This is a genomic window from Haloferax litoreum, from assembly GCF_009674605.1.
Taxonomy (GTDB): Archaea; Halobacteriota; Halobacteria; order Halobacteriales; family Haloferacaceae; genus Haloferax; species Haloferax litoreum.
This window is the reverse complement of sequence record NZ_WKJO01000001.1, coordinates 1,361,986-1,381,793: the sequence shown is the minus strand read 5'-3', so window position 1 is coordinate 1,381,793 and position 19,808 is coordinate 1,361,986. Positions and strand designations below refer to the sequence as shown.

The following is a 19,808-nucleotide window of genomic DNA, read 5'->3' as shown; positions in this document are numbered from 1 at the left end:
GGAGACGTAGGAACGCCGGTGCCAAAACCCTTCTCGCCTCCGCCCATGGAGTTGTCCCCTTACTGACCGGCGAGTTCGTAGTAGAGGACTCCGAGAACCGTGCGAGCGTCGCGGACGTCGCCCGCGAGGACCGCCTGCCGCAACTCGTCGTACTCGACTGTCGTCGGCCGGATGCTCTCGTTGAAATCGAGATTCTGGTCGGCGCTCGGTTCGCACCCACGGGCCACGAAGTAATGGTGGACCGAGTTGGCGATACCGTTCGCCGGTTCGACCGTCACGAGTTTCTCCATCGTCTCGGCTTCGTACCCCGTCTCTTCTCCGAGTTCTCGGTGGGCAGCGGTGACGTAGTCGTCGTCGCCGTCTTCGGTTCCGCCGGCAGGCAAGCCACGGTTCGTTCGACCGACCGCCTGTCGCCACTCGTCGATGACGACGACGTCGCCGTCCGGAGTGAACGGGAGAACGACCACGGCCGGCGGTTCGTCTACGTAGTGAAAGTCCGTCTCCGTCCCGTCGGGGAGGCGCACGTCGTCCATTCGGATGTCGAATCCGGGACACGAGTAGTCGATTCGCGTGCCGGTGGTCTCCCACGCGAGGTCGTCGTCAGTCATGGACGGACGTGGCGTCGGTGACTCAAAAAACGTCGCGGTCGTGGTGAGGGCCGTGACTCACCAGCGGAAGAACCGACCGAACGTGTCTCGGACGACGATGCCGACGCCGAAGACGGCGGTTCCGAGGCCGAAGGCGATACTCACGAGGTGGCTCTCGGCGAGCCAATACGGCAGTGGATAACTCGCCCGGAGGCCGACGAGAAGTGGCGAGAGGACGGGAACTTCACCCCGGCCGTCGGCGAGCATCGGCGTCGAGTCGTGCAGTGGGCCGCCGACCGTCTCTCCGACCGGGAGGCGTTCTGCCTCGTAGGGGATGTAGTCAGTCTTCAGACTCCAGACGACGCTTCCAGTCCGGTTTACTTCGAGGATGCGCTGGTTCCCCGAGTCTGTGATGAGCGTGTTCCCGTTCGGCAGTCGGTCGGCGTCTCGCGGCCACCAGAACTCGACGCCCTCCGCGGAGTCGACTTCCCAGACGACTTCCCACTCGCCGGACTCGGACTGATGGAGTTCGACGATACGGCCATTCTCGCTGTCGGCGACGAGGACAGCGCCCTCTGCCAACCACTGCGGGTTGTGCTGGCGTAAGAGGAGGTCAGCGTCGCCTTTCCCGTCGCCGTCGTCGTCTTCGTTGATGACCTCGACGACGCCCGCACCGCGCTCGATGACCAGCAGTTGGTTTGCGTTGCGGACCGAGACGAGATAGCGGTCCTCGCCGATGGCGTCCACATCGTTGATGTGCAGCCAATCGACCGTCGTGGGGTCGGCGGGCGCATCGTAGTACGACGACGCGTTCCACTGCCACGTCACCTCGCCGTCTCGAACCGTGAGGATGCGCTCGTGTTCCATGTCGGCGACGAGGACTTCACCCGAGTCGAGCAGTTCCACGTCGTGGACCTCGCTGTTCGTCATGGTTCGCACGGGGAAACTCCACTCCTCGACGGTCGCCGGGCCGTCCGGTGCGTCCGGGTCGATGATGCGATAGCCCGTTCGCGTACACGGCGATTTGTACGGTCCACAGTCGGTGTACCCACCGTCTGCGAACGCCGCGAGGACGCGTCCATCGTCCAGTTGTGTCACGTCGAAGTAACTGTCCGCGTCGGAGAGTCGCCACGAGACGGAGTCGTTGGAGACGAGGTAGACGTTCCCGTACTTGTGAAGTCCCGTCCCCCCGCCTTGTGACCCGACGAGCGTCTCCATCGTTGGCCCCTCGTCGGCGGCGCTGGTGGCCGACACGCCGATGTCGGGGGCGAGCGTCGCGCCGACGACGAACGTCGCCACCACGATACCGACTCCGAAGAGAACGAAGAGCACACCAATCCGTCCTCTCGACCTGTTGTCCATTACCTATTGATGGTCACACGCGGAGGAAAAACATTCGGAGATCAGCCGTCGTCTGCTACTTTCACAAGAATTGATTATTCATAAACATGTGGGTGAGATTCAATTTCTGTCGTCGAGCGAGACCTGTTGCAGGTCCACTTCTAACTCGTCGACGTACTCGTTGTACGCCTCGACGAATTCCACGAACCCGCCGGCGAGTTCGCGCACGTCGGGTGCCGACGGCGGTTCGTACTGCGAGAGCAGGTAGACACCGCCTTCGCCACCGACCCGAAGGTACGACACCTGTGGCCCGTCCCACTTCAGTTCCCATCGCGTCCCGCCGACCCGTTGGGTGAACGTTCCGTACTCGCCGTCGAATCGGTTCAGTTCACCGGCAATCGTGTTCGCCACCTCTCGGATGGTCTCGACGAGTCGGTCCCGGTCGGCGACGATGGACGCCGTCGTCGTGACCTCGGGGAATTCGGTCGGAACGTCGTCGAGGACGCCGTCGAGTCCCTCGACGTAGTCGTTGTACGCCTCGACGAACGCGGGATAGTCCTGCATCGCCGTCGCGAGCGGTTTGGGTTCCGGCGGTTGTTTGGTCGAGACGACGTACGTCTCGCCACCCGACTTGCCCTTGAACCGGAGGTACTGCAAGGCACCCGCTTCGTACTTGAGCGTCCACTTCCCCCGGCGCGTCTTGAACGTCTCTTGGCCGTAGTCGCCGCCCTGTAAGATGGCGAGTTCGCGCGCGATAGTCCCCGCGTGGGACTGGACCGCCGAGACCACTTCGTCGCGGTTGGCGGCAACGTCGTCGACGCTCGTGACGTCGAACGAGAGGGCGTCAGTCATTGTGAGAGAGACTGCGTGCGGGGTGATAAGCGCGTCCGTCATAGATTCGCTGTGTCTGATACGTTTGCTACCAGTGGTGCATGTCTCGAATACATGAGTTCACAAACAGTGACAATTCGTGGGACGATTTGGGGGATGGCGAATCGGGTGAACCCCGCGTTCGCTGGCGGTGTCGTCGCCGTCTCAGTCGTCGCACTCGCAATCGTCACACTCCTCTCCGTACAGGGGTTCGGGTTCTTGATGCCGGGTGAGATTCGCACGTACTTCGAGATGATTTCTGACGACCCGAACCCGAGTGTCATCTCCGCTATCGGACGACAGAACGCGACACTCGGTGGCGTCCAAGGACTGTTCCAACTGGTCCTCATCGCCGACATAGTGTACCTCCGATTCGGCGGGTTCTGAGGTCGCTGAGACCCGACTTCACGTCTCGTTTTTGTCCGACCGGCGGCTATATCCTCTATGCGAACCATCCGAACCGCCGTCGAAATCGACGCCTCGCCATCGGCAGTCTGGGACGTCCTCACGGATTTCTCGTCGTACCCAGCGTGGAATCCACACGTCCCACACGCGAGCGGTGACCTCCGGGTCGGAGAAGCAGTGGACATCGTCGTGCGCCGCGAAGGGGGTAAAGACCGCTCGATGACGGTCACCATCACTGCACTCGAACCCGAGCGTCGACTCGAATGGGTTGGGAAACTACTCTCGCCACGACTCTTCGAAGGCCGACACACACTCGAACTCGAACCGCTCGGCGAGGAACGGACGCGACTCGTGAACCGCGAGGAACTCTCTGGGGTCTTCGCTCGATTCGCCACGACTGACGAACCGGAACGAGATTACGAGGCCATGAATCGAGCACTCAAAACACGGGTCGAACGTGCGCCTTCGATTGCCTGAGGTGCGTTCTCGCGACCACCCCGTGAAGTGTACCGTTATTCTTCGACGCGACGAAACACGCGAAGGGTGTCGCGTTCGCTTCGTTCGACTTCACACTGGACGAACCCGAACTGTGTGAAGACTCGCTTCCAGTCGCGGTAGTAGAGCGGGAAGTCGTACTCGTCGTCGTTCACGCCCCTGTCGTTCGGCGGAACGCTCTCGTCACCTTCGTTCTCGACGGTGACGAGGAGGTCACTCGTGCTGCGGGCGAGTTCTTCGAAGACCCACTCGTCGTCGGGGTGGATGTGCTGGAGCGTCTCGATAGAGAAGGTTGCGTCGAACTGCCCGTCGTCGAACTCGCCGACGACGTTCTCGATGGCGGCGTCGTAGAACGTTCCATCGGCGGCGAGGGCGGGGTACGCCTCGGCCATCACCTCGAACGACTCGGCGTTGATATCGACACCGTGGAGGTGTTCGAATCCGTGGTCGTGGAGATGTGAGAGGTGACGCCCCGGTCCACACCCGAGTTCCAGAATCGTCGCCTCCCGAGTGAGATACTGTTCGAACACACGGCGAATCGACTCGCTCGTGTCGTTCGGGCCATAGTACGCGTAGTATTCTGGCGAAAACTCTCCCGACCGGTCTTCCCACGCGCGACGAACGTCGTTTGCATCCACAGGTACGAAACGGACGGTGGACGGGTAAAGCCTCGTTGCATCCGACGGGCGTGATTCAGTCTGCAGAAGTTGTGATACCAAAGAATCCAACCGAATCGGTGTCGAACTAGGCGGAGAGTGCGAGCATAATTGCTGTTGTAGATACGTTCGTCTACCAATCTTCCAGATTCAAAATTAGATGTCAACAAAAATCCGCCCATGACACAACAACCCTCACAAGCCTTAACCGTGAAGGGGGCATTTGTCCAAAAGCAATGGCGAAAGGAAACGTTGATTTCTTCAACGACACTGGCGGCTACGGTTTCATTTCGACGGACGATGCTGACGACGACGTGTTCTTCCACATGGAAGACATCGGCGGCCCGGACCTCGAAGAAGGCACGGATGTGGAGTTCGACATCGAGCAGGCCCCCAAGGGCCCTCGCGCGACGAACCTCACGCGCCTTTAAATTACTTTAGTACGCCGCGTTTCGCGGCAGAACGACACTTTTCATTTTAGTGTAACCGATTGAAGAGTGGGTACGCCGTGTTGGCGCGAATCTGAACGACGAGAGAACGTGGAGAGGCGTCGCCCAGTGTCCTGTCCCGATAGAGTTATTTATTGTATGGTTATAATTATTTTCGCTTGATATGATTAGATATCCGACACCAAACATGAACGAACGAGCGAGCGTTCTCGGACGACGATTCGAAGCGGTACTGATAGACGGCCTTCTCGTGGCACTCTCGATGGCAGTCGTCGGGTTTCTCGCTGGCACGCTGTTCGTCGGCGGTGAATACGGTGGCCTCGGGAGTTCGCTCCTCGCGGTCCAATTCGGGGCACCGTTCGTCCTGCTCGGCTACCAGACAGTTCTCGAGGGGTACTATGGTCAGACGCTCGGAAAGAGACTCCGTGGTATCGTCGTCGTCGGGACAGACGGGTCGAATCTCTCGTGGGGGAGTTCTATCGTTCGGAATCTTCTCCGAATCGTGGACGCACTTCCGGCGTTCTACCTCTTCGGAATAGCTGTCGCATACCTGACGGACGACCACCAGCGCGTCGGCGACCTCGCAGGCAGTACCGTCGTCGTTCACACGGCCTGAGTCAAAGCCTGGTGGGCTCGGTTCTGCTGGGTCGCAAAATCCGAACTCAGAGTTTTTTTGCAGACTGTGCCTGTTCGGACCGCGTTCGTGCCTGTGAGAGGCGTCGGTCCGTCGCACGAGCGAGGTCATCTGGGAGCGCGGATTGGGCCTCAGCCAATCGTTCGGCAACCGTCTCGATTCGAGACGTGACTGTCTCCAGACTCTCGTCGGCGCGTCCACGGTTCCCGGCTTCGGCGCGTTCGGCGGCCCGGCGGGCAGCCTCGGCGACTGCAGCGAGTGCCTGTGCGAGGCCCTGGATTGCGTTGGCGCGTCCGCCACCGCCATCTTGTTGGTCGTTCTCGGAGTCAGACCCCGAGTCGTCCCGGGCGGCCACCGATTCGACCTGTGTCCGCGTCTCCTCCGCGATGTCCGCGAGGAACGTCGCCAGCGACGCTTTCCCCGTGTTGGGTCGGCCGATGCGGACGCCGCCGCCCGAGTCGGATTCTGCGGCAGGGGCAGGATTCACGCGGAATGCCCCCACTTCGTCCTCTGTGTCGCGGACTTCCACCGTGTAGGCACCGCCGCGGTGGACGTAGACGGCGTCCGGCCCGGTCACCGGGGTGTCGTACAACCGACCGGCGAAGTCGTCTTCGACACCGAGGGCGCTGAGTTCGCTGTCCGCGCCGTCGGCGTCGACTTCCAGTTTCGTCGCCGACTCGCGTGCGACGAGCGGAATCTCGCCGTCGACGCCGGCAACGACGGGGCCATCTCCTGCGTCGCCGCCCTCGGGGACCGAAACCTGTTCGCTGTGCGGTGCGAGACCGGCCCCGTTGACCGTGATTCGGTGATCACCCGCAGGAACGTCCTGAACCACGCCGATGCCACCGAACGTCGGTACCGCCTCTGGGTCACTCTCCAGCAGGACCACCGACTCGACGGTCGATTCCTGCGTGGTCAACCCTTCGCCGTCCGGTGCGTCGTCAGCCGTGACGGCCTCTGTGACTTGGACGAAGACCGTGTTGATGGTGGATGGTTCACTGATGACGTCGTATCGCTCGGCCAACGCGAGTCGGTGGTTCGGCTCGGAGATGTCCGCTGCCGGGTTCTCGTACCGAGGTTGCGACCACGGCGCGCCCGTGGTCGTGATGTGACTCGCGATGGCGTCTTCGGCGACCTGCGGCACGGCGAACTCAAAACTCAGTTGCGGCCCGGTGAAGTCGGCGATGTGTTCGACGTCGCTCGCCGGAACGAGCGCGTACGTCACGTCGGCGTCCGTGTCTCTCTCCCCGTGGTCGAACACCAGTCCAGTGGCTCGCTTCGGGAGGTTGGACGGCGGCGACGACAGCGTGTCGAACGACCTGACGGTCAAGGCGTCGTCGACGAGGTCAGTGCGTTCGACAGACGGGAGTCGGTCGTCGTCGTACAGTGGGACGCCGTCTAATTCGGGGACGACGTACGGGAGTCTTGCACCCTCGTCGCGGGGAAGCCCATAGGCGATTGGAATCTCCGCGATGTCTTCGATGCGTTCGATGGAACTGTTGGTGATGTCGGCGAAGGTTCCGTCAGACGGGAACCGCTGGAACCGGTCGAGGCTGTCGTTGACCGACAGCGCGCTCGAATGCGACCCTAACTCCGAGAGGATGCGCGGTACTCGTTCGGGGTCCGGGTCGAGGAACTCGTTGTTCGGAACCCTCCGAGAGTGCGAACTGGCGACGAACAGTTGTGGCACGGCGTCTTCGACGTCGCGCTCGTCTCCCTCGCCCGTGTCCACGAAGACGTGGAACACCTCCCAGTCGTGCCAGTGGAAGTTCGTCGTGAACTGGTCGAACGCCGAGTAGAACCAGTACTGCACCACGGCGAGCGGCGAGTTCTCGTACTGGACGACGTTGTAGAACACCGTCGGGTCGGGGGCCGCGTCGCCCGTCTCTTTCTTCCGTGCGTGATACCCGTCGAAGGCGTCGAATCCGTCGACGATTGTCTCTCCATCTCGCTCGCTCGCGTACCGCCTCGGGTCGGTCGGGAACCACTGTTCGTACTCGTCGAAGTAGAGTGTCGGTGCGAATCGAATCGCGAGTTCGCGTGCGAAACCGTCTTCGATGGTGGTCGTGGCATCATCACTGTCGTCGTCACCGCCGCCGGAACACCCGGCAATCGACCCGAGTCCAGCGGTTGCGACAGCACCGAGGACGGTACGCCGGGTGACACCTGACCGGTCCGTCATCGACTCACCATCGGCCGACGTCCGCACCGACCGGCCGCCTGTTGGCACTGCAGCGCGCGTGATTCGTGACGTGAGGAGGGCATACCATACGAGGTTCACCCGAGGCCGAGACATAACGTTTGTGCCACGTGAGTGGCATCTCTGCCCCCAATGTCGTCGACACCGATTCAGCTATCGCAGTTCCAACGCGTCAACCCAACGTGCTGCTTCGCGTAGAGCGGGTGCCGTGGTGTCCCATCCCGATTCTCGTGGATGACGTAGAACTCGACATCCAGCATCGTAACGACTGCTTCGGGGCGGCCGAACTTCTCGCCGATGCCGCCCCACGCGGCGACGACTGTCTCTGCTTCGGCACAGAGTGCCTGGAGGAACCGGTCGTTTTCGGGGCCGATTGGGTCGTCGTCCTCGGATAACGTCTCGTGGTGCGGCGTGCGACGAGCGAACAGGTTTCCGGCCACGAAGCCTCCGTATCCGTTTTCCTGTGCAATCGAGGTACATCTGTCGAGCGTTCTGTCGTTTTTCGTGCCGCGGCCAACGCTCGGGTTGCACATGATGTACGTCAGCGTCGGCTTGTCTGGGTCCCACACTCGCCAGAGGAGATAGCGATAGGTTTCGTCCTCGCTGAGGACGGCACCCGCCTCGGTGTAGCCGTCGATGTCGCCCAGTTCGACGACGACACCGTCTACGTCTCGTGGGTCGAACGCCCACGTGTCGAGTAGCATTGGTGGGAAACGTTGGTTGGGAGCGTGAAAATAGATGGTCTCAGTGGAGGGTCAATTTCCGATGTGGCTCAGATTCGAACGCTGTGAGACGTTCGTCTCACTTGCTCACGCTCGCGTTGCTCGCGTGAACCACAGTCACTCACTCCGTTCGCTCCCTGATTCGAATCTTCGGTCGCCCAGACAACCGTTTCGGGGGACTCGCACACGCTACGCGGTGCTCGTTGGCGTTGAAAGGGGTAGAATATGGGCCGGCTCAGATTCGAACGATACGAAGACTGACATATGCTCGCTGACGCTGCGCGTATGTCAGACTTCTTTGATGACACTCGGCCTGGCGGCCTCGCGTCATTGAGCTTACGGCCTATCGGTTCTCGCCGTCCTTCGGACGGCTGCGCTTCCGACTCCACGAAGGAAACTGTCATCGCAGGCTGGCCCGCAATCAAGCAAACGCAAACTGACATAACGAGGGGCCAACAAGAATGCCGCGCTAACGGTCAGTCGGTGCGCGCGAGCGACCACCCGGCAGTCATGCCCTCCGTAGACCCCACAAGGAGAGCAAAATCATGACGAAACCCAACGAGCAACCGCTTGAACCGCTGGCACCAAGAGAAGCAATTGCCTTCTACGAACAAGACCGAGAGGACGAAGTTAGCGAAGCAACGCTTCAGAGCCATGGTTACCGGCTTCACAACTTCGTACGCTGGTGCGACAAGAACGACGTTGAGAACCTGAACGAAATCGGCGGGCGTGACATCCAACGATTCAAAAAATGGCGTAGCGAGCAAGTGAACATCGTCACGCTCAAATCTCAAATGGACACCCTCAGAGTGTTCCTCCGGTTCTGCGAAAGCATTGACGGCGTGCGCGATGGCGTGGCCGACAGCGTCCGATCACCCAGTTTGGAGCGCGTCAACGTGCGCGACAAAGACATCGTACGCGAAAACAAAGCCAGCGCCATCCTCGCGTACCACGACAAATATCACTACGCCTCTGTCGAACACACCCTTTTCCGGTTCTTGTGGGAGACAGGTTGCAGGATGGGTGCTGCGCACAGCGTCGATCTCGATGACCTACACTTGCGTGCCGAATACGTTGAGCTGAACCATCGTCCCGAGACGGGTACAACGTTGAAGAACGGGGATGGAGGCGAACGTGCAGTTGCGCTTTCGACGCGCACATGCAACATAATCCGGGATTACATCGATGAGCACCGATACGACGTGGAAGACGATTACGGGCGGAGGCCACTGTTCACCAGCAAGCAAGGGCGGTTGACCAAGAACATTATCCGCACCTACATCTATCGAGTCACAAGACCCTGCATCTACAACGGGGGTAGTTGCCCTCACGACCGAGAACAAGACGACTGTGAAGCGATGCGAAGAATGTACGCAAGCAAATGCCCATCCTCTAGTGCACCACACAGCATTCGTAGAGGGGCGATCACGCACTACCTGAACACAGACACCCCAGGAGAAGTCGTGAGTGACAGGATGAACGTTAGCAAGGACGTGATCGACGAGCACTACGACTCCAGAACCGAGTACGAAAAAATGGAACTGCGGCGCAGTTACCTCGACAACCTCTAAGCAGTACCGTCTCTCCCTCTGTCTTCTTCGTAGTATACTTCCACGACTCTGTTGAGATCCCATCAGTTCAACACCTTCATCGCTGAAACAGCCGCTAAGTAGGTGTGCGAACTGACCAGCTTTAAACCTGCCAGATCAGGATACTGTTTGAACTGCCATGCGAGATACAGCGCGCGTATCGGTCACGTGACGTTCCCGGCCTCAGTGTTACGTACAGAGGGAGCTGGTAACGACCTCGGATTACCGTATTAGTGGTTCCACTGTTTGGGACAAGATGCACCTGATACCGATTCTCGGGCCGAGAGATAATGCGTCCGGGCCGGTGGCACGACGAGAATGGTAGTTGACCAGTGGCAAACATTTACAGTTGGACGTCGACGGTACATACGATGGCTACCGAGGCGACGTTCACAGTTCCGTCAGACCAATTTCCCTTGGGGACTGTGTTCAACCAACTGCCGAACGTTTCGGTCGAACTGGAGCGAATTGTCCTCGCGCGGGACGTGGTGATTCCCTACTTCTGGGTACGGGGAACCGAAGTCAACGACATCGAGGGTGCATTCACCGAGCACCCGGGCGTGAAGGATATTCGTCTCGTTGACTCTGTTGAAGACGAGTACCTGTTACGCGTCGAGTGGTCGGTGGAGTACGCCGACGTGCTCACTATATTGGCGGAGACAGAGGTACCGCTCATCGAGGCCATCGGCACAAACCAACAGTGGACGTTCGAGATACGCGGCGACCAACAAAGCGACATCGCAGACTTTCAACGACGCTGTCGAGAACTGGACATCCCTGTCACGTTGACGGCGTTGAACGCGCTCACACGAGTTGAGACGGGAACAGAAGACACTCTCACTGACACCCAGCAAGAGGCGTTGATACTCGCCTACGAGCGTGGCTACTTCGAGTCTCCGCGGGAGATCACGATGGCAGAACTCGGCGAGGAACTCGGTATCTCACAGCAGGCAGTCGCCTCCCGCCTCCGACGCGGAATCAAGCACGTCCTCGGGAGGACGCTCTCGACCATCACAGTCCGACCAGACTGATACTTAAACAGGTTGTATACTAAAAAGTGTGGCTGATACGTGACAGGGGTCATAGCTACGTATGGTGACTGAGGAACCGATTGACTTCAGCTCGGTACTCAGCCTGTGTCAAAACCAGCATCGTCGAATCGTGCTTGCGGTGCTCACAGAAGAGCACCGGTCGTTTACGTTGAACGACCTCACAAAGACCGTCCTCACGTACAATCATCAGACGACCAGTACAGAGGCGTCTGAGGACGCGATGACAAAGGTTCGCCTCTCGCTCCATCACGTCCACCTCCCAAAGTTGGCCTCGGGAGGGCTCATAACCTATGACCCAGAGCGACAGTTCGTAGAACCAACTGAGCTACTCGACCAGATGCAGCCAACTCTGTCTACGATTCTCGGTGCCGACCCCTCACTTGACGCACCAATGGAACTATATGACTAAATCGGAAGGCGGGGGGACAGTTTATCGATGCAGTGACGGCCATTATTACGGTGATGTGGACGTGTGGAACCACCTCGAATCGGGAGCGTGGACGCCCTGTTGCTGGAACTCGAACTCTATGAAGGAGTGGGTGGAGACACAACAAGAGGAATTGCTTGTTCTCGTCCCAATCAACCACAGTTCCCTGCCCGAACAGGTGCGAATCAAGCACACTTCTGCCGGTACTAGCGTGTTTCGAGATAATTCCACGATTTGTGTGAAGTGACACATACATCCTCTGTCTGTGTCACGCACTTCTTGTCAAGGTCTAAGGGTTTCAACAGAGCTGCCTCCAGATATGTGAGGAGATAGCATGCCATTTTCCTATTCCTCGTAATCGCTTGCGTCCTCATTCGAGAACTCTGGTATAATCTCGTCGCAATGCGTTCAGGGCTAGCTCAAACGTCGTTATCACGGCGTTCATCAACCACGGCTTCCACGAATTCGTCAGTGTGGTTTGTGAGAACTCTCAACGCGGCGTCGTGCAGCTCCCGCTTGGGCACATCCCGAATTTCGCAGTCTCGGAGCGCAAGCTCAACTTCCAAGAGAGTGTCGTTGAACCGTTCCCAGGACTCCGGACGCGCGTACAGTGGATCTTGTTTGGTTACGTCGAACGAAAACGCGGGGTCAGATAGATTGCTGTCGGGTATGGGATCTGGTCGTTGAACGTCTGGAGCTGTCTCCCTGGATTCATCTTGCTCGGTTGTCTCGGAGGTGCCTGACTTCTGATCATTTTCGAGGCCGCTTTCGAGATCCGCAAACGGGTCGTCGGTATCAGTCATTGACTGACCTCCCCTTGAACGACTATTTCAGCCAATTCATCGAATGCCTCAAGTTGTGTATTCTCGGGGTTGAAAGCACCAAGGGTCTTGTTTTGCTTGAACGAATCGTTGAGATCGGAATCCTTACGCAATCCGGGTTTCGGGAGGCTGCCACGCCGCTCGTCTGCATCAATAGCATCGAATGTTTCTGGCTTAACGTGAGCGAACTGAGGAAGATACTCAGAGAGGGAGTCACTCCGACAGATTCGCTCAATAAGCCGTCGATCCTCATTCTTATGATCGATTCGCTGCGAGAGCTTGTTCGGCACCATCGCCAAAATTTTGAGATCGATTTTCTGCTTAAGTGGGTTAATGATGCGCTCCTGTGTCCGTGAGAGCCCGCTGTTAATGCCCTGCTCGGGTATCAGCGGAAGGAGAAGATTTGGGGCCGCGACGACTGCATTGTTCACGAGTGCATTTCTGCTTGAGTGGGTATCCATGAGGATGTAATCATATCTGTCACCCAGAAGAGGATCGACGAGTCGTTGCTTCAGACAGAGAGATGGCTGCATCTCATTTTTGAGCCGGGTCTCGACGCTTTCGAGAGCCACGCTAGCCGGCAGGAGGTCGAATCCGAGGTTGGTAGATTGGATCGCATCACTAGGGGCTGCATTGCCTTCTGAGAGGATAATATCACCCAGATCGATATCACCGTCGTAGTAGAGATCACTGTATCCGAGATTGGCTGTGAGATGTCCGTTTGGATCTGTGTCGACGGTGAGGACATCATACCCGGCGCGTCCGAGTGCTTCTGCGGTATTCGCAGTTATGGTGCTCTTGGTTGTTCCACCTTTCAGCATTACTGTGGCGACTGCTTTGGGTTCGTGTGGTTCTTGTGGGGACATAATATAATATAGTTATTTGTAGTATTTAACTGCTTGTCAGATAGCTACCTTAGGTGCCTCAGGTAAGGCAGGTGAGGTACCTAAGGTTCGATAATTCTGGCTCTGTTGAAATCATCAGCAGCTGATAGTTTGCTGAGTTCGTGCTGAATACAGAGCGCGAGTCGGTCAATGGGGTGGCCCGATGTGGGTCGCCGGAAAATCGTTACGCACAGGGAATCAGTTAAAGTGTTAGAAACTCCACTTTTATTATGAACACCCCGTCAGAACTCCGTTTCTTTGGGATGTGCCTGCTTGCCTCCGTTTCGGGGTTCTTCATTTGGCGTTTCGCTTTTAACGGCTCGAGTAATGTTGGATTACTAGTTATCGCGGTTTTCGTTCTTGCTCTCTTGATGTTCGTAGACGGGGTTCTCGATGTTCGCTAAGCACACCTACCTATCGTCTGTTTCATCGTTGGTCGCGTGAATCGAACATCGAGTTCTTGCTGAATTCACCCTCTGAGTTCAGCACGTCACTTCTGACAGCGTTCGATGAGATTTCTGCGATCGTACTGAACACAACGCACACAGTCAGTACTGGCAATCACGGGGACGATTCTTCATAGTCTGTTTCTCGTAGTCATTCTGTCACCGCTCTCCTCTGCCTGTGTAGTACAGTAGATGCAATCCACGTTGAGAAAAGAAACAACCACGCGCTTGTAAGCGCGTAGCCGATTGCCACGAACGCTGCTTGGGCCGCGAATGATGCTTGGAAGACGGGAAACGCATTTCCGATGGCATACATCAAGAGAACCAAAATGAATAGCGGCCATGCAAGGGGAATACCGACGACCAGTGATGCTTCAGGGGGCAGTGTCACTGCGGAGTTGAGGGCCACGTAGCCCACAATGAGTGACCACAGAATACCAAGAATGGCAATCGTCCCGTTTGAGGGATGAAACAGCATCCATGTCCACGCAGAGTCTCGTTTGCTCCTTTCACCAACTGCTCTGGCCACGGCGATTGCGATGGTGTAACTCACAGCGATTGCAGTAACCGTGAGCGTGAGTGTCCGCAATAGCGGCGTATTCACCTGCTGTCCGTCTACGATTCTAACTCCCGCGTCCCGATATACAAACGCGAGCAGCGGGAATAGTACGACCACAAATGGGAACAAAAGTCGTCGGTGTGGACGAACTGGACGGGAAAAATCCATAGCGCTCATTGTCGTCGAACCAACATAATTCTCTGCATCTTAGAGACTGTTCGGCAACTTAGTTCGCTGGAATGACGAGTGACGTTAGTCATTCAACGGTGAGTCTGGTGCTGAATCCACCCTCTGTCTGTGTCACACGGATTCTGTCAGGTTCTAAGGATTTCAACAGAGCCTATCGTTTGGAATTCGGTCGACACGTCCTCGACGCAGGCTTCCGACTGCAAGGGCCGACTGGCGACCGCGACGGTGAACACATCCTGTCTGCAGTCAGTGACACGATGATCAATTCGGAAGACTAACCCCCGAAGTCCTTTGGTACGGTTAAAATTCGAATGGTTGATTTGGACGAACAAACCGGTCGGCCAATGCGTCTTGGATGCCTGCCCAGAGTTCGGTATCTTCCCAGTCAGTGCTGGTCGATTCGTCAGTCATTACACCGCAGTCCCCTGTCAGGGGAGATTTCGGCGTTCTTCAGCTCCTCTTCCTTCTCTTCTGGAGACCAGCCACTATAGCGAGATGAGTCGGTTCCGAAATAGGTCATACCGGCTAGCTCGTCGCTGTACGGATAAAATTCAGGGGGTGCTTAGATGAATATCCAGATAGATAGATATGCGTGTAGACGTTTACATGTGTGCCCACATATACGCGTATTCGGCTAGTTTTCATTTGGGAATCGGGGTGTCTGCCGATGTTACGTTTGGTTCCCGGTCGTTACACTTTTCTCGTGTAACCAAACGTTGCCCCTCAATTATCGTTTGGAAAACACGCACCTAAGATAGCAATGGTGACCGAGGGGACTCTGAATAGCTGCATACACAACTAGCCGAATATCCAGATACATGGGTACGCGCATATATGTATATCCGCGTTCACGGAGAGTTCGAGTCTTTGGAGCGCGTTACAAGCGCACCCGGCTCCGCACACCAACAATCAGAAAAATCTACCGTGAAAAGAGGATTCGTACCGTTTGGGGTATGCCCCAGGCCGACTCCTCCGGTCGCCGAGCACAACCTCGCCGCCCTGGGCGATCGCGTCCAATCAGTCGTAAACGGTCTGTTCGGGAAATCTAAGCAGCTGTTCGATATTCCCCGGCAACGATACCTCTGATTTTTGACAATGAATGCATCAGCGCGGGTGAGAATATCGGCTGGTGCAAGGTTTTATTACGGTTCGTTCAACATTCGTTGTCGGCTCTACGGAAATCGCATGACTGCTTTGACCACCCACTGCACTGCAAATGGAATCAACCCCACCATGGGCGCGATAGCAGTGCGAAACCCGTCGCTGTATGGCGATTGTTGTCGGCACCAAAACGAGGGTAGCAAGAAATGGGCCGGCTCAGATTCGAACTGAGGTTACGGCCACCCGAAGGCCGAAGGATACCAAGCTACCCCACCGGCCCGCATTTTGAGGCAAGCCACCGTCGCGTTTAACAGTTGTGATTAGTTCTCACCATCAGACTCGATGACACACTCTCACCCCGCCTCAGTACTGCGAATAGCCCTCGGTATCGAGGTAGTTGTGCGCCACCGTAATCGAGTGGTCGGCGTGGAGCACTTCCGGGCCGAGTCGAACCCGCTGGTCAGACACCTCGGCCAGCAACTCGGCTTCCTCGTCGGTGAAGTCGTTGTGGTCAGAGAGGACGAACAGTGGGTTCTCAGGCGGTTCCACGTCGACCACCGGGTCGCCGTCTTCGTGCAGTTCGACGACAGTCGAATCGCGGGCCGCCTCTTCGAGCGTCGCTTCGAATCCCATCCGCCGGATGGAGACTCCCGGTGACGACTCGGCAGGCATGTGGCCGATAGCCTCGTCGCGTTTCTCTAGCGCCTTCCGAACGAGTGCGGCAGTCGAACGCTCGTCGGGGTTGAGGCGGCGGAGTTCGGAGCCTTCGAATCGGACGGTGTACTCGTCGCCGAGGACGAGGTGGACGCGCACGTCCTCACGAATCGCATGCGAGAGGAAGAACGCAGAGTTGACACAGCGGCAGAGCACGTCGAGACGGCCGGCACCGCCGGCGATGTCGTCGAGCGTGAAGTCGGGTGTCGTCGGCACGTCGTGGCCGAGGACGATGAATTGGCGCATACGCCGACTCCGCCGGAGAGACCCTTAGCCCTGTCCACTCGTGGTCGAGAGAGTCCATGTGCAGACACCGATTACCCCCACCGCGCACGTCATATCTGTCGGAGCCTTACCTCAGGTAAGTGAGCCACCAATCCGGGCGCGACCCGATGGTCCGCCTGTTCGCCGAATACGGTCGGGAGAACCTCGCGTTCTTCGTCGTCGGGCTAGCAGCGAGCGTCTTCAATCGACTCGTCGGAATCGTGCCGGCACTCGTCCTCGGAGTGGCCATCGACGCCGTGTTCTTCCAGAACACCGCCTACGCGCTTCCGCTCGTTCCGTCGGCGTGGATTCCGGAGATGGTTACGGGACAGTTCTGGCTGAGTTTCTGGCTCGTCATCGCGGCGTTCGTCGCCGGTGTCGGCCTCTCGTGGGTGCAGGGACTCGGCCTCGCCGTCTACTCGAATCGCGTCCAGCACGCCGTCCGCGTGGACACCTACGACGTGCTCCAGCGCCTCGATATGACCTTCTTCGACGACAAGCAGACGGGACAAGTGCTCTCTATCCTCGACAGCGACGTACGAAACTTGCGGACGTTTCTGGACAGCACGCTCTCCGGCGGCCTGCAACTCGTCGTCTCCGTCGTCGGTATCGCAGGCGTGCTGTTCTACCTGAACGCGCAACTCGCCGTGGTCACCCTCGTGGCCGTCCCACTCCTCGCCGTCTTCACCGTCTGGTTCATGCGAACCATCCGTCCGATGTACCGCGCTCTTCGCGAGAGCGTCGGCGCACTCAACACGCGCATCGAGAACAACGTCGCCGGGATGGAGGTCATCAAAGCGTCCACCACCGAAGAGTACGAGACGACCCGCGTCGCCGACGCGTCGATGGACTACTACACGCGTGCGCTCGCCGTCGTCCGACTCGACTACCTCTACCAACCGACGATGGAACTCCTCGCGGGCGTCGCCTTCGCGGCCACGTTCGCCATCGGTGGACTCTGGCTCATCCTCGGCCCGCCGTGGCCGTTCACGGGGAAACTCCTCGTCGGAGAGTTCGTCACCTTCCTGTTCATGACGCAGCGATTCATCGACCCACTCTCCGGTGCTGGACGCATCGTCAACGCCTACGAGAACGCCCGCGCCTCGGGCGAGCGAATCTTCGGCTTGACCGACCGCGACGTGACGGTTCGAGACTCCTCAGAGACAGTGGACCTCGGTACCGTCGCAGGTGGTATCGAGTTCGACCACGTGTCGTTCGCGTACGCCACTGGGCGAGAGGTCCTCCACGACGTCTCGTTCGCCGCCGCCCCCGGTGAGACAGTTGCACTCGTCGGCCCGACGGGAGCCGGGAAATCCACCGCCGCGAAACTCCTCTTGCGCCTCTACGACACCTCTGGTGGGGCGGTCCGCGTCGACGGCCACGACGTGCGCGACGTGTCGATACGGAGTCTCCGCGAGGCGATGGGGTACGTGAGTCAGGACGTGTATCTCTTCGACGGAACCGTCCGCGAGAACCTGCTGTACGGCGCGTTCGAGGCGACGGAAGCAGAGATGGTCGCCGCCGCGAGGGCCGCCGAAGCACACGACTTCGTCTCACACCTGCCCGACGGGTACGACACCCGCATCGGCGAACGCGGCGTGAAACTCTCGGGTGGGCAGCGACAGCGACTCTCCATCGCCCGCGCGATGCTCCAAAACCCACGGATACTCGTCCTCGACGAGGCGACGAGCGCCGTCGATACCGAGACGGAACTCCTCATCCAGCGCGCGCTTGCCCGGTTGACCGAAGGCCGAACGACGCTCGTCATCGCACATCGTCTCTCGACGATTCGACACGCAGATACCATCGTCGTCCTCGACGAAGGGCGCGTCGCCGAATCCGGCACGCACGACGAACTCGTCGCCGAGGGCGGCCTGTACGCGACGCTGTGGAGCGTCCAAGCAGGCGACACGTCCGGCGTGTCCGCGGACCTCCTCGACCGACTGGTCGACCGGGTTCGAGTGGCCGATATCGTCGATGAAGTGTCTGCCGACGGCGGCGAAGAGTGACACGCCAGTGAACGCGAGTGACCGACCGATTCAGCGCGAGCGAGCGAGGTACGTGAGCGCTGCCCCACCCGCGAGACCGATTGCGACGCTCGTCGGGTCCAACCGAGAGAAGGCCGTCGGCGTCTCGCCGACACGGGCGACCGACGGCGTGTCAGACTCGGGAACCGTGATTTCGTACTCGTGGACTTCACCGGACGACAGCGCTTTCCAGACGACGGTATCGAGCGACTCAGTCCCGAGTCCTGCGACTTGCACGCGGAGGTCGTACGCCGTCTCCGTGGCACCGACGAGAGCGAGTCGGTACGTCCCCGCCGGGGCGTCGTAACAATAGCGCGTCGCCCACACGTCGGATTGCTCGCGGTCCATGAACGCCGCGTTGTTTCGTCCGACCGGGTTCCCGCCGGGGTCGACGACTGCGAGCGAAACGGCGTCACTGTCGACGGCGACCCGGAACACCCGAGACAGTAAGTGGTCGAACGTCTCTCGAACGCCGTTCTGGGTGGGTTTCGTGGTGTCGGCATCGGACCGAATCGCGCGGTCCCAGCGGTTGAAGACGAATGCGTCGTACTCCGACGACCCCGAAACGGGCGTCGTCTTCCCCACGTCGATAGTGAGTCGTCGCGTCTGATTCAGATACTTCTGTGCGGGGTAGTTCGGGTCGTAGAGCGTCAATTCGACGCCGGTCGGCGTCTCGTCGTACCCATAGACGAGGACTTGATGAGAGGCCCGTGTTTCGGAGTCGACGAGTGTGATACCAGCCGTTCCGAACTCGTCGATGACGGCGACCAGCGCCGCGAGTTCGGCCTCGTAGTCAATGTGGCGTGGGCGGAGCATGCGCCGCCGCCCAAGCCACGCGTGCACGTCGAGGAGTTGCGTCACCTGATAGTGGTCGATGAGGTCACCGATTGGCCCCTCATCGGACCCGAGCGGAATCTCGGGGTCGGATACGTCGGACGCGGTTTCGACACCATCGGGGAGGTCACCCGGGACTTCGAAGTATCGTTGTGCCGCGAAGGTCATCCCGTAACAGTGGCCGTTCGACGCCGCGAGTTGGTTGACATCGACCGACAGTTGGCTGGCGAGGAGGCTCACGAGCGACCCGGGCGTATTCGAGAGTGCGAGACCAAACAAGTCCGAGAAGACACCGCTCCACTCGCGCCGAATCCGTTTCTCGACGGCCTTCGGGTCGACGCTTGCGTGCTGGTGTTCGGGATACGCCACGTCCGAAGACGACCAGTTTTTGAATCCAAACGCGTGTCGCTCAGGGTCGAACGCAGTGTCGTCGACGGCACCGCGAACGGTTCGCGTGAGGCCAAAGACTCCCGCGGCACCGACACCGGCGTGTTTGAGAAATCTTCGGCGACCGAGTGGAACCATCGACTCTCACTGCCGAG

General features: G+C 58.9%; 18 protein-coding genes, 1 tRNA gene and 1 pseudogene. 8 read left to right on the top strand and 12 right to left on the bottom strand.

Annotated elements, in window-relative coordinates:
- Positions 1 to 59: 59 nt before the first annotated feature.
- The 3 genes from GJR96_RS07140 to GJR96_RS07130 all read right to left on the bottom strand — a co-directional run bounded on the left by GJR96_RS07140 (position 60) and on the right by GJR96_RS07130 (position 2,780).
- The gene (locus tag GJR96_RS07140) at positions 60 to 608 is read right to left on the bottom strand and encodes an NUDIX hydrolase (protein WP_151162304.1); all 549 of its coding nucleotides are present in this window, start codon (positions 606 to 608) and stop codon (positions 60 to 62) included.
- 57 nt (positions 609 to 665) lie between these two features.
- The gene (locus GJR96_RS07135; protein ID WP_151162303.1) at positions 666 to 1,949 is read right to left on the bottom strand and encodes an arylsulfotransferase family protein; all 1,284 of its coding nucleotides are present in this window, start codon (positions 1,947 to 1,949) and stop codon (positions 666 to 668) included.
- A 99-nt stretch (positions 1,950 to 2,048) separates the two neighbouring features.
- A complete protein-coding gene (locus tag GJR96_RS07130) occupies positions 2,049 to 2,780 on the bottom strand; it encodes a hypothetical protein (protein ID WP_151162302.1) in 732 nt (243 codons plus the stop codon).
- Between the two features lie 186 nt (positions 2,781 to 2,966).
- Between GJR96_RS07130 and GJR96_RS07125 the strand changes: the two are divergent.
- Both GJR96_RS07125 and GJR96_RS07120 read left to right on the top strand, forming a co-directional pair.
- A pseudogene (locus GJR96_RS07125) lies at positions 2,967 to 3,185 on the top strand (hypothetical protein); the annotation flags it as partial.
- 57 nt (positions 3,186 to 3,242) lie between these two features.
- Entirely contained in the window at positions 3,243 to 3,680 is a 438-nt protein-coding gene (locus tag GJR96_RS07120; protein ID WP_151162301.1) for an SRPBCC domain-containing protein, read from the top strand.
- A 35-nt stretch (positions 3,681 to 3,715) separates the two neighbouring features.
- Here the strand turns inward: GJR96_RS07120 and GJR96_RS07115 are convergent, their stop codons facing one another.
- Positions 3,716 to 4,336: a class I SAM-dependent methyltransferase gene (locus tag GJR96_RS07115; protein ID WP_151162300.1), complete on the bottom strand. Its 621-nt coding sequence runs from the start codon at positions 4,334 to 4,336 to the stop codon at positions 3,716 to 3,718.
- 254 nt (positions 4,337 to 4,590) lie between these two features.
- On the opposite strand from GJR96_RS07115, the gene GJR96_RS07110 reads away from it, so the two are divergent.
- Both GJR96_RS07110 and GJR96_RS07105 read left to right on the top strand, forming a co-directional pair.
- Positions 4,591 to 4,785 carry a cold-shock protein gene (locus tag GJR96_RS07110; protein ID WP_004041873.1) on the top strand — a complete coding sequence of 65 codons (195 nt, stop codon included), beginning with the start codon at positions 4,591 to 4,593 and terminating at the stop codon, positions 4,783 to 4,785.
- A 205-nt stretch (positions 4,786 to 4,990) separates the two neighbouring features.
- Positions 4,991 to 5,419, top strand: a complete 429-nt coding sequence (locus GJR96_RS07105; RefSeq protein ID WP_225317708.1) for an RDD family protein — start codon at positions 4,991 to 4,993, stop codon at positions 5,417 to 5,419.
- A 46-nt stretch (positions 5,420 to 5,465) separates the two neighbouring features.
- Here the strand turns inward: GJR96_RS07105 and GJR96_RS07100 are convergent, their stop codons facing one another.
- Both GJR96_RS07100 and GJR96_RS07095 read right to left on the bottom strand, forming a co-directional pair.
- Positions 5,466 to 7,619 carry a hypothetical protein gene (locus GJR96_RS07100; RefSeq protein WP_151162298.1) on the bottom strand — a complete coding sequence of 718 codons (2,154 nt, stop codon included), beginning with the start codon at positions 7,617 to 7,619 and terminating at the stop codon, positions 5,466 to 5,468.
- A 167-nt stretch (positions 7,620 to 7,786) separates the two neighbouring features.
- Positions 7,787 to 8,341: a DUF1643 domain-containing protein gene (locus GJR96_RS07095; protein ID WP_151162297.1), complete on the bottom strand. Its 555-nt coding sequence runs from the start codon at positions 8,339 to 8,341 to the stop codon at positions 7,787 to 7,789.
- 563 nt (positions 8,342 to 8,904) lie between these two features.
- Between GJR96_RS07095 and GJR96_RS07090 the strand changes: the two genes are divergently transcribed.
- The 3 genes from GJR96_RS07090 (at position 8,905) to GJR96_RS07080 (ending at position 11,409) form a co-directional block, all read left to right on the top strand.
- A complete protein-coding gene (locus GJR96_RS07090; RefSeq protein ID WP_151162296.1) occupies positions 8,905 to 9,930 on the top strand; it encodes a tyrosine-type recombinase/integrase in 1,026 nt (341 codons plus the stop codon).
- A 389-nt stretch (positions 9,931 to 10,319) separates the two neighbouring features.
- On the top strand, positions 10,320 to 10,979 hold the full coding sequence (locus GJR96_RS07085; RefSeq protein WP_151162295.1) for a helix-turn-helix domain-containing protein: 660 nt from the start codon (positions 10,320 to 10,322) through the stop codon (positions 10,977 to 10,979).
- Between the two features lie 61 nt (positions 10,980 to 11,040).
- Positions 11,041 to 11,409: a DUF7344 domain-containing protein gene (locus GJR96_RS07080; protein ID WP_154326186.1), complete on the top strand. Its 369-nt coding sequence runs from the start codon at positions 11,041 to 11,043 to the stop codon at positions 11,407 to 11,409.
- 437 nt (positions 11,410 to 11,846) lie between these two features.
- On the opposite strand, the gene GJR96_RS07075 is transcribed toward GJR96_RS07080, so the two are convergent.
- From GJR96_RS07075 to trmY, 5 genes are all read right to left on the bottom strand, one after another.
- Positions 11,847 to 12,230 carry a hypothetical protein gene (locus GJR96_RS07075; RefSeq protein ID WP_151162294.1) on the bottom strand — a complete coding sequence of 128 codons (384 nt, stop codon included), beginning with the start codon at positions 12,228 to 12,230 and terminating at the stop codon, positions 11,847 to 11,849.
- Positions 12,227 to 13,114 carry a ParA family protein gene (locus tag GJR96_RS07070; protein WP_151162293.1) on the bottom strand — a complete coding sequence of 296 codons (888 nt, stop codon included), beginning with the start codon at positions 13,112 to 13,114 and terminating at the stop codon, positions 12,227 to 12,229. The genes GJR96_RS07075 and GJR96_RS07070 overlap by 4 nt, the downstream gene beginning before the upstream one ends.
- Before the next feature lie 615 nt (positions 13,115 to 13,729).
- Positions 13,730 to 14,305: a hypothetical protein gene (locus GJR96_RS07065; protein ID WP_151162292.1), complete on the bottom strand. Its 576-nt coding sequence runs from the start codon at positions 14,303 to 14,305 to the stop codon at positions 13,730 to 13,732.
- A gap of 1,329 nt (positions 14,306 to 15,634) precedes the next feature.
- Positions 15,635 to 15,707 (bottom strand) — tRNA-Pro (locus GJR96_RS07060).
- 83 nt (positions 15,708 to 15,790) lie between these two features.
- Positions 15,791 to 16,387, bottom strand: a complete 597-nt coding sequence (gene trmY, locus GJR96_RS07055) for a tRNA (pseudouridine(54)-N(1))-methyltransferase TrmY (protein ID WP_151162291.1) — start codon at positions 16,385 to 16,387, stop codon at positions 15,791 to 15,793.
- A 146-nt stretch (positions 16,388 to 16,533) separates the two neighbouring features.
- On the opposite strand from trmY, the gene GJR96_RS07050 reads away from it, so the two are divergent.
- Complete coding sequence (locus GJR96_RS07050; protein WP_151163938.1) at positions 16,534 to 18,414, top strand: ABC transporter ATP-binding protein; 1,881 nt, start codon at positions 16,534 to 16,536, stop codon at positions 18,412 to 18,414.
- Positions 18,415 to 18,444: 30 nt separating this feature from the next.
- Here the strand turns inward: GJR96_RS07050 and GJR96_RS07045 are convergent, their stop codons facing one another.
- On the bottom strand, positions 18,445 to 19,791 hold the full coding sequence (locus tag GJR96_RS07045) for a hypothetical protein (RefSeq protein ID WP_151162290.1): 1,347 nt from the start codon (positions 19,789 to 19,791) through the stop codon (positions 18,445 to 18,447).
- Between the last annotated feature and the right edge of the window lie 17 nt (positions 19,792 to 19,808).

Excerpts from the sequence above, each read along its gene's own strand:
- GJR96_RS07140 (WP_151162304.1), bottom strand. The coding sequence starts at position 608 with ATGACTGACGACGACCTCGCGTGGGAGACCACCGGCACGCGAATCGAC.
- GJR96_RS07095 (WP_151162297.1), bottom strand. The coding sequence starts at position 8,341 with ATGCTACTCGACACGTGGGCGTTCGACCCACGAGACGTAGACGGTGTC.
- GJR96_RS07085 (WP_151162295.1), top strand. The coding sequence starts at position 10,320 with ATGGCTACCGAGGCGACGTTCACAGTTCCGTCAGACCAATTTCCCTTG.
- GJR96_RS07070 (WP_151162293.1), bottom strand. The coding sequence starts at position 13,114 with ATGTCCCCACAAGAACCACACGAACCCAAAGCAGTCGCCACAGTAATG.
- trmY (WP_151162291.1), bottom strand. The coding sequence starts at position 16,387 with ATGCGCCAATTCATCGTCCTCGGCCACGACGTGCCGACGACACCCGAC.
- GJR96_RS07045 (WP_151162290.1), bottom strand. The coding sequence starts at position 19,791 with ATGGTTCCACTCGGTCGCCGAAGATTTCTCAAACACGCCGGTGTCGGT.
- GJR96_RS07105 (WP_225317708.1), top strand. The coding sequence starts at position 4,991 with ATGAACGAACGAGCGAGCGTTCTCGGACGACGATTCGAAGCGGTACTG.
- GJR96_RS07065 (WP_151162292.1), bottom strand. The coding sequence starts at position 14,305 with ATGGATTTTTCCCGTCCAGTTCGTCCACACCGACGACTTTTGTTCCCA.
- GJR96_RS07050 (WP_151163938.1), top strand. The coding sequence starts at position 16,534 with ATGGTCCGCCTGTTCGCCGAATACGGTCGGGAGAACCTCGCGTTCTTC.
- GJR96_RS07110 (WP_004041873.1), top strand. The coding sequence starts at position 4,591 with ATGGCGAAAGGAAACGTTGATTTCTTCAACGACACTGGCGGCTACGGT.
- GJR96_RS07075 (WP_151162294.1), bottom strand. The coding sequence starts at position 12,230 with ATGACTGATACCGACGACCCGTTTGCGGATCTCGAAAGCGGCCTCGAA.
- GJR96_RS07120 (WP_151162301.1), top strand. The coding sequence starts at position 3,243 with ATGCGAACCATCCGAACCGCCGTCGAAATCGACGCCTCGCCATCGGCA.
- GJR96_RS07100 (WP_151162298.1), bottom strand. The coding sequence starts at position 7,619 with ATGACGGACCGGTCAGGTGTCACCCGGCGTACCGTCCTCGGTGCTGTC.
- GJR96_RS07090 (WP_151162296.1), top strand. The coding sequence starts at position 8,905 with ATGACGAAACCCAACGAGCAACCGCTTGAACCGCTGGCACCAAGAGAA.
- GJR96_RS07130 (WP_151162302.1), bottom strand. The coding sequence starts at position 2,780 with ATGACTGACGCCCTCTCGTTCGACGTCACGAGCGTCGACGACGTTGCC.
- GJR96_RS07135 (WP_151162303.1), bottom strand. The coding sequence starts at position 1,949 with ATGGACAACAGGTCGAGAGGACGGATTGGTGTGCTCTTCGTTCTCTTC.
- GJR96_RS07080 (WP_154326186.1), top strand. The coding sequence starts at position 11,041 with ATGGTGACTGAGGAACCGATTGACTTCAGCTCGGTACTCAGCCTGTGT.